This window comes from Agarivorans sp. (assembly GCF_050295395.1).
Lineage (GTDB): Bacteria > Pseudomonadota > Gammaproteobacteria > Enterobacterales > Celerinatantimonadaceae > Agarivorans.
The window spans coordinates 1-7,548 of the sequence record NZ_JBNKPP010000068.1; the positions used below are offsets into that span (position 1 = coordinate 1).

Annotated in this window: 9 protein-coding genes; 1 reads left to right on the forward strand and 8 read right to left on the reverse strand. The window is 50.9% G+C overall.

Annotated elements, in window-relative coordinates:
- The 5 genes from dinF to ACQY6Q_RS03905 all read right to left on the reverse strand — a co-directional run.
- Window positions 1–1,324 (reverse strand): MATE family efflux transporter DinF (gene dinF, locus ACQY6Q_RS03885; RefSeq protein ID WP_427978091.1); only part of this gene is annotated, 1,324 nt, incomplete at its 3' end.
- 68 nt (window positions 1,325–1,392) lie between these two features.
- Window positions 1,393–2,307: a heme o synthase gene (gene cyoE, locus ACQY6Q_RS03890; RefSeq protein ID WP_427978093.1), complete on the reverse strand. Its 915-nt coding sequence runs from the start codon at window positions 2,305–2,307 to the stop codon at window positions 1,393–1,395.
- Window positions 2,285–3,301 (reverse strand): COX15/CtaA family protein, encoded by a 1,017-nt coding sequence (locus ACQY6Q_RS03895; RefSeq protein ID WP_427978096.1) that lies wholly within the window; start codon window positions 3,299–3,301, stop codon window positions 2,285–2,287. The genes cyoE and ACQY6Q_RS03895 overlap by 23 nt, the downstream gene beginning before the upstream one ends.
- Window positions 3,302–3,317: 16 nt before the next feature.
- On the reverse strand, window positions 3,318–3,821 hold the full coding sequence (locus ACQY6Q_RS03900) for a hypothetical protein (RefSeq protein ID WP_427978098.1): 504 nt from the start codon (window positions 3,819–3,821) through the stop codon (window positions 3,318–3,320).
- On the reverse strand, window positions 3,818–4,546 hold the full coding sequence (locus tag ACQY6Q_RS03905; protein WP_427978101.1) for an SURF1 family protein: 729 nt from the start codon (window positions 4,544–4,546) through the stop codon (window positions 3,818–3,820). Before ACQY6Q_RS03905 ends, ACQY6Q_RS03900 begins: the two co-directional genes overlap by 4 nt.
- Here ACQY6Q_RS03905 and ACQY6Q_RS03910 point away from each other — a divergent pair.
- Window positions 4,539–4,742, forward strand: a complete 204-nt coding sequence (locus ACQY6Q_RS03910; protein ID WP_055733855.1) for a DUF2909 domain-containing protein — start codon at window positions 4,539–4,541, stop codon at window positions 4,740–4,742. The two genes, ACQY6Q_RS03905 and ACQY6Q_RS03910, sit on opposite strands and share 8 nt — an antisense overlap.
- A 10-nt stretch (window positions 4,743–4,752) precedes the next feature.
- Here ACQY6Q_RS03910 and ACQY6Q_RS03915 read toward each other — a convergent pair whose 3' ends face one another.
- The 3 genes from ACQY6Q_RS03915 to ACQY6Q_RS03925 form a co-directional block, all read right to left on the reverse strand.
- The gene (locus ACQY6Q_RS03915; RefSeq protein ID WP_427978105.1) at window positions 4,753–5,628 is read right to left on the reverse strand and encodes a cytochrome c oxidase subunit 3; all 876 of its coding nucleotides are present in this window, start codon (window positions 5,626–5,628) and stop codon (window positions 4,753–4,755) included.
- Window positions 5,612–6,196 carry a cytochrome c oxidase assembly protein gene (locus ACQY6Q_RS03920; protein WP_427978107.1) on the reverse strand — a complete coding sequence of 195 codons (585 nt, stop codon included), beginning with the start codon at window positions 6,194–6,196 and terminating at the stop codon, window positions 5,612–5,614. Before ACQY6Q_RS03920 ends, ACQY6Q_RS03915 begins: the two co-directional genes overlap by 17 nt.
- 1 nt (window position 6,197) lies before the next feature.
- Window positions 6,198–7,548 (reverse strand): cytochrome c oxidase subunit I (locus tag ACQY6Q_RS03925; protein ID WP_427978109.1); only part of this gene is annotated, 1,351 nt, incomplete at its 5' end.

The window sequence follows — 7,548 nt, forward strand, 5'->3', positions numbered from 1 at the left end:
TAAACCAACGCTGTTGGTTTAAGGCGCGCCAATACACCCAGCCTAAACTCAGCCCACGCAGAGCCATAAAGCCCGTCATGGCTAACCATAGGGCGTGATTGCCCCAGCTTTGGGTGAACCACCACAACGGGAAGAAACCAGCAGAGCTGGCCAGCAGCATCGAATTACGCATAATTCGGCCTTCAGAAGTGGCAATAAAAACCCCATCCAGAATAAAGCACCATACCGATACCAAAGGCAGTGCTACCATCCAAACGAGGTAGTCTGCCGCGGTGTCGCGAATCAACGGAATATCGGTTAACAAGGCCACCAACTGCGAGCCCAACACCCCAAAGATCAGACTAAAGCTCACTCCGGCCAATAACGCTAACTGCAAGCAGCGCTTAATGGTATCAACAAATAAAGCACGGTCATTTTTGCCCTTAGCCTTACCGGCCAAGGCTTCTACCGCGTAGGCCAGTCCATCCAAGGCAAAGGAAACAAACATCAAAAAATTAAGCAGCACCGCATTGGCAGCCACAATGTTGTCACCCAAACGCGAACCCTGAAAAGTAATAAAGGCAAAGCAGGCTTGTAGTGCCAGCGAGCGTAAGAAAATATCGCGGTTAAGGCTAAACAGCGCCGCTAAATGCAACTTGGTGACCCCCTGCCAACACTCGGCCAAACTAGGAAGCTGCTGAAAACGCGCCAAAAACTGACGGCGCGCTAAATACAGCCCGAGCAGCAAACCGAAGTAGTCGGCCACCACCGTGGCCAGCGCCACCCCTTGCACTTTCCAGTCAAAACCCACCACAAATAGCAGGTCGAGGCCAATATTCAGGCTATTGCTAAACATTAATAGCAGCATCGAGGCCCGCGCATTTTGCATGCCCAGTAACCAGCCTAATACCACCAAATTAAGTAAGGCCGCGGGAGCGCCCCAAATGCGCGTCGAAAAATACTCGGCAGCGTAGTACTGCACAGGCTCACTACCGCCAGCCAAGGCCATGGCTAAGTGCAAAATCGGTTGTTGCAGCAACAATAGCGCCAAGCCCAACAGCACAGCGATGCCGGCCGAATTAACCCCGGTGCGAATTAAGGCTTGCGGGTCGTTGGCACCAAAGGCTTGAGCGCTCAAGCCCGTGGTAGACATGCGTAAAAAGCCACATAACCAGTAGACTAAGGCTATCACCATCGAGCCCAGTGCTACGCCCGCTAAATAATGGGCATGCTCCAAGTGGCCAATCACTGCGGTATCGACTAGACCCAATAGGGGAATGGTAATATTGGATAGGATCATCGGCACGGCGATAGCAGCAATCGCCGAAAAGCGGGAAGCAGACATGAAAATCCAACTTAAAAAAGGATAGCGAGAGTGTAAAAGCTGCTTACCCTCTCGGCAATAGCAAAAGCTTACAACAGCGCAAACAACCAGTGGTCGGCTAACAAGGCAACAAATAGCAACATTAAATACACTATTGAATAGCCAAATAAGCGCATCGCATCGCGCTGATTATCCCCTCCATAAAGTCGCCAAGCCAACCACATAAAGCGCGCATTCAGCAGACAACTTAAGCCTAAGTAGAGCAAACCACTCATGCCCACTAAGAAGGGCAACCACGCCACCGCAAACAGTAATAGCGAATACAATAAAACCAACTGCTTGGTAAAGCGGATCCCGTGGGTTACCGGCAACATTGGAATGTTGACCTTGGCATACTCATCGCGACGAGCAATCGCCAAGGCCCAAAAGTGCGGCGGCGTCCAAGTAAAAATTAACATCACCAGCAACAATGGCTCGGCCGATATGCTGTTGTTTACCGCCGTCCAACCCAGCAAGGGCGGCATCGCGCCAGCCAAACCACCAATCACAATATTTTGTGGTGTCGCCCGCTTTAGCCACAAGGTATAAATCACCGCATAACCCACCAAACTGGCCGCAGTTAACCACGCAGTTAAAGGGTTAACCCAAAGATACAGCAAGCCAAAACCCGCTAGCGATAACAGCGACGCCCATAGCACCGCCTGCCAGTTGGCCACCGCGCCACTGGGTAAGGGCCGGTTATGGGTTCGCGCCATCGCCGCATCGGCTTCGCTATCAATATAGTGGTTAAAGGCCGCCGCGCCGCCGGCCATCAAGGCAATACCTAAATTACCCAATAGCAAGGCTTGCCACGGAGGCAAACCCGAGGTGGCCAAACACGCGCCCACCACCGAGGTTAATACGATAAGCGCCACCACCTTGGGTTTAGTGAGTTTATACAGCGCCCGCCAGTTAACTCGCCAACGCAGTGACTTGGGCAGATTAAGCGTGTTCAACTTTGCCATAGGGCATCTCCTTATCGTGACTCATCGGCACTGTGCAGCCAAGCTGATAGTGGGCTAACACTAAACTTACCATCGCTAATAACAACAAGGCCGCACCTAAATTGTGGGCCACCGCCACTGCCAGCGGTACTTGCCATAGTACGTTTGCCACGCCCAAGGCCAACTGGCAGAACAACAGTAGCAACATCCACGAAGCGCGCGCCCGTTGAATACTGCTATGGCGACGCTGGATATGGCTTAACGCCAACAACAATAAATACACGGCGGTAAAACCCGCCCATATACGATGGGTAACATGAATGGTTTGGCGCTGTTGATGCTCCAATACGCCAAATTCATAGCCTTCGCTATGCGGTTCCGGTAGCGGATGAAAGGCATCTAAGCGGTAGTTTTCAGTCCATGGCTCATGACACAAAGGCAGTCCCTGACAAGCAATTGCCGAGTAATTAGCCGAGGTCCATCCTCCTAGGGCAATTTGCAGCAGCAATACCGCTAAACCGCCCCACAACCAAGGTGCAGCTTGTTGGGTAGCTTGCAAGGGCCGCCGCTGCAACAGCCACCAGCTAAACAATAAGGCCAACATGGCAAAGCCACCCAACAAATGGCCCATGACCACCAAAGGCATTAAATTTAGCGTCACCGTTAACATGCCTAAGGTAGCCTGAAAAACAATTAACAGCACTGCCGCTGCGGCCAGCAAACGCTGCTGTTTACGGCGAAACGCCACTACCGCTAGCCCCACCACCAGCAGGCCCAAACTGCCAGCAAAGTAGCGGTGAATCATTTCATTCCAAGCCTTGTGTGGTACTAAGGGGCGTTCGGGAAACGCTTTGGCGGCATGTTCAATATGCTCGGCCTGTTGTGGCACCGCCAAACGACCATAACAACCCGGCCAGTCTGGGCAACCTAAACCAGCATCGGTTAAACGGGTATAAGCACCTAAACCTATCACCACTATGGCAAGTAAAATGGCCGCGACTAATCCTTTTTGCATATCCATCCCTTGTTCGCTATTGAAACCGAGAGTTTTTAATTAATTTTTTTAAGTCGGTGATCAGCCCTTTAATCTGCTCATCGCCCAAGCTTGGCTGATAAGCCAAAATCACCCATCCGGTGGGGTCTACCAGCAACCACTGCTGGCTATAAGCACTAAATTGTTGGCTATTGCTCAAGCTAAGTTGCGTGAGTGAGGCTTCACTAAGTAGCTCGGGCTCCTTTGCCGGAGTTAAGGCCACCCGCAAAGTTTTTTGTTTGGCAATGCCCAGCGCCAGCCAAGCATTATTTAACTTGGCAAGATTCTGCTGACACAGCGCCGTGCATTCACCATCCACCACTTGGGCTATCGACCACTTGCCCTGTGGGTAATTATCTAATTGCAATGGCGGCTCAAGCCACTGACCATGGCTTAAGGCGCCCGGCTGATACCAATCCAGCTTTAGCACTAACCAGGCCAATAACAGTGGCAGTAAAAAGGTCGCCGCCAATAAGGCCATGGTTTTTTGCTGACTCTTCATGCACTCTCCTTATTGCGACTACGCCAACAGAAATAAATGGTTAAGCCGCTGGCTACTATGGCCATCAATAACCATTGCAGCGCATAGGCCTGATGCTTCTGCGGCGGCATCGCCACCAATTGTTCGGAACTAAACTGCAACTGGCTATCTAAAACAAAGGGTAACAGTTCTATCTGCCAATGAGCGGCTAAACCGGCAAGGTCAATTTGCTGCACCCGTAAGCCCTGCGGCAAGCTCTCTAACCAATGTTGTTTATCTAACAGTAAGCTGTGACTAATTTGGCGAAGCCGGTACTGCTGCGGCAAATTGTCAGTACTCGGCGCTTCCGGTAATTGCCCACGAGACATGGGCGCCGCCTGCCAGCCTAAACGCACCAATACCTTCCCCTGCGGGGTGGCCGCCAGCGTAAATACGTCGTAACCCACTCGGCCGTTTTGGATTTGATTGTCTAGCCACAGCAGTTGGTTTAAGGCTTGGATCTGGCTCACCTTAATTCGTTGAAAGGCTTTGGGCCCTTCGCTCAAGGCTACCTGTAAACTGCTTTGTTGCTGCGATTGCTGTAGATATTGCTCAAGCAATTGCTGTTTTTGCTCAGCCCGTTGCCATTGCCACAATGAAAGCTTGACCATTAGCGCTATCAAGGCAACCATTAGCAACACAAACAGCCATAAGCGGTATGAAACTGGCTTTCTATCAATACATTGTGAGGTTTTCGCTATGGCCATAAAAATACTGCTCGCCGTGTTAATCCTATTTGTTTTTGCCAATATGTTGTTTGCGCTACGGGTGATGCTTAAAGGCGGCGACAAGCCAATGAGCTACTATCTGGGTCGCCGACTTATCTTTAGCTGTTTAGTGATTTTGCTGATCCTCGCTGCCATGGCACTGGGCTTTATTCAACCCAACCCTCGCCCCTATTAAGCGCGGCGGGCTACAGCACATAAACAAACACAAACAGACACAACCACACCACGTCTACAAAGTGCCAATACCAACTAGAAGCCATAAAGCCAAAGTGCTTATCGGCACTGAAGTGCCCCTTCAAGATCCGCAAAAACATAATGCTGAGCATCACCGCTCCTAGCGTCACATGCAGGCCATGAAAGCCGGTGAGCAAGAAGAAGGTATTGCCATAAATACCGGAATCTAAACGCAGCCCCATTTCCTGATAGGCATGTACATATTCTTCCACTTGAAAAAACAGAAAGGAGAAGCCCAATACCAGGGTGATGGCTAGCCACAACTTAAGCGCACTGCGACGTTCCTTTTCCAAACTCACGTGGGCAAAGTGCAAAGTAATCGAAGAAACCACCAAAATCAGCGTATTCAATAAGGGCAAACCGTACCAGCCCATAGCTTCGGTGGTAGTGCCTGCGGGCGTTTTTACTAAGGGCCACACCGCTTCAAACTCTGGCCAAAGCACCATGCCGGTCATTTCATTGTTACCCGCGCCCCCCAGCCAAGGCACGGCGATCATCCGTGCATAAAACAGTGCGCCAAAGAAGGCGCCAAAAAACATGACTTCAGAGAAAATGAACCAACTCATGCCTTGGCGAAACGAGCGATCCATTTGCGCGCTGTATAGGCCATCCATGCTTTCTTGGATCACATTGCCAAACCAGCCAAACATCATGCTGACTATCACCACGAAGCCGCAGGACAAAATCCACAGGCCGTAGCTTTGCTCACTATCAATTTGTTGTACGCTTAAACCCGCACCCATGGCGATAAGGAATAAACCCACTGCGCCCACAATTGGCCAAATACTTTGAGCGGGTACGTAATATTTTTCATAAGGCTGCGTCATTGCTCAGCTCTCCATTAGCACTTAACTGTGCTGTTGCTGTGTTCTTATCAACTGGCTGTTCCTCTACAGCAAATAAGGTATAAGCCAAGGTTAAAGTGGTAATGTCTTTAGGTAACGCTGGGTCTACGTAAAACAACAAGGGCATCTCTTGCTGCTGACCCGGGTCCAGCGTTTGCTGCTCGAAACAGAAACAGCTCACCTTTTGTAAATGATTGGCCGCCAAACCGGGGCTTACCGAGGGCACAGCCTGCACGGTGCCACGCTGGCCGCTTAGATTGCTGGCACTAAAGTTAACTTTTAGGGTTTCGCCGGGGTGCACTGTTACATGGCTTTGCTGCGGGCCAAATTGCCAATTAAGTGCGCGCGGCACATAGCTAATAAACTCCACGGTAATGCTACGCTGTTGGTCTACACCAAGGCTGGCTTCGCTGGCTTGTTTGGCGGTTTTGCCGTTAATCCCGGTGACCTGGCAAAATACGTCATACAAAGGCACCAAGGCGAAACCAAAACCAAACATGGCCACCACCACCAGCAGTAGCCTTAGCACCAAGCGACGATGGCCAACCATGTTATTTCACCTCTGGTGGCGTGGAAAAGCTGTGATAAGGAGCAGGAGAAGGCAAGGCATCCCACTCTAAGCCTTCTGAGCCCTCCCAAGGTTTCGCTGGGGCAGGCTCGCCACTGCGAATGCACTTGATCACCATGTACAAGAAGATGAACTGCGATAGGCCAAAGGCGAAGCCGCCAATACTCACAATCGCATTTACATCGGCAAATTGCAGCGCATAGTCGGGAATACGCCGCGGCATACCACTCAAGCCCAAGAAGTGCATCGGGAAGAACAGCACATTCACCGAAATTAGCGAGCACCAGAAGTGCAAGCGCCCTAGCCCTTCGTCATACATTTTGCCGGTCCACTTGGGTAGCCAGTAATAGGCGGCCGCCATAATCGAGAATACCGCGCCGGTGACTAGTACATAGTGGAAGTGCGCCACCACAAAATAGGTATCGTGATACTGAAAATCCACCGGCGTTATCGCCAGCATCAAGCCAGAGAAGCCGCCAATGGTGAACAAAACGATGAAGGCTATGGCGAACAACATCGGCGTTTCAAAGGTAATCGAACCGCGCCACATGGTGGCCACCCAGTTGAATACCTTCACCCCAGTGGGCACCGAGATCAGCATGGTGCAATACATGAAAAACAACTCGGCCTGAACTGGCATGCCGGTAGTAAACATGTGATGCGCCCAAACTAAAAAGCTCAAGCCGGCAATCGACGCGGTGGCGTAGACCATCGACGAATAACCAAACAGCTTCTTACGTGAAAAGGCCGGAATAATCGCCGAGATAATGCCAAAAGACGGCAAAATCATGATGTACACTTCGGGATGGCCAAAGAACCAGAAAATATGCTGGAACAAGACCGGGTCGCCTCCTCCCGCCGCATCAAAAAACGAGGTGCCAAAATACTTGTCGGTGAGCACCATGGTCACCGCCCCTGCCAATACTGGCATTACCGCAATTAACAAAAACGCAGTGATAAACCAAGTCCAGACAAACAATGGCAGCTTCATGTAAGTCATACCGGGAGCCCGCAAGTTCATAATGGTCACTATCACGTTAATTGCGCCCATGATCGAGCTTATGCCCATGATGTGAATGGCAAACACAAACAAAGCGGTACTGTCGGGGCTGTATTTGGTGGATAGCGGAGCGTAGAAAGTCCAACCGAAGTTAGGGCCGCCACCTTCCATAAACAGTGAGGCCAATAACATGCTAAAAGCAAAGGGGAGGATCCAAAAGCTCCAGTTATTCATGCGTGGTAGCGCCATATCGGGCGCGCCGATCATCATCGGAATTAACCAGTTGGCAAGGCCAGTAAAGGCCGGCATCACCGCACCAAATACCATGATTAAG

Excerpts from the sequence above, each read along its gene's own strand:
- cyoE (WP_427978093.1), bottom strand. The coding sequence starts at position 2,307 with ATGGCAAAGTTGAACACGCTTAATCTGCCCAAGTCACTGCGTTGGCGA.
- ACQY6Q_RS03895 (WP_427978096.1), bottom strand. The coding sequence starts at position 3,301 with ATGCAAAAAGGATTAGTCGCGGCCATTTTACTTGCCATAGTGGTGATA.
- ACQY6Q_RS03900 (WP_427978098.1), bottom strand. The coding sequence starts at position 3,821 with ATGAAGAGTCAGCAAAAAACCATGGCCTTATTGGCGGCGACCTTTTTA.
- ACQY6Q_RS03910 (WP_055733855.1), top strand. The coding sequence starts at position 4,539 with ATGGCCATAAAAATACTGCTCGCCGTGTTAATCCTATTTGTTTTTGCC.
- ACQY6Q_RS03905 (WP_427978101.1), bottom strand. The coding sequence starts at position 4,546 with ATGGCCATAGCGAAAACCTCACAATGTATTGATAGAAAGCCAGTTTCA.
- ACQY6Q_RS03915 (WP_427978105.1), bottom strand. The coding sequence starts at position 5,628 with ATGACGCAGCCTTATGAAAAATATTACGTACCCGCTCAAAGTATTTGG.
- ACQY6Q_RS03920 (WP_427978107.1), bottom strand. The coding sequence starts at position 6,196 with ATGGTTGGCCATCGTCGCTTGGTGCTAAGGCTACTGCTGGTGGTGGTG.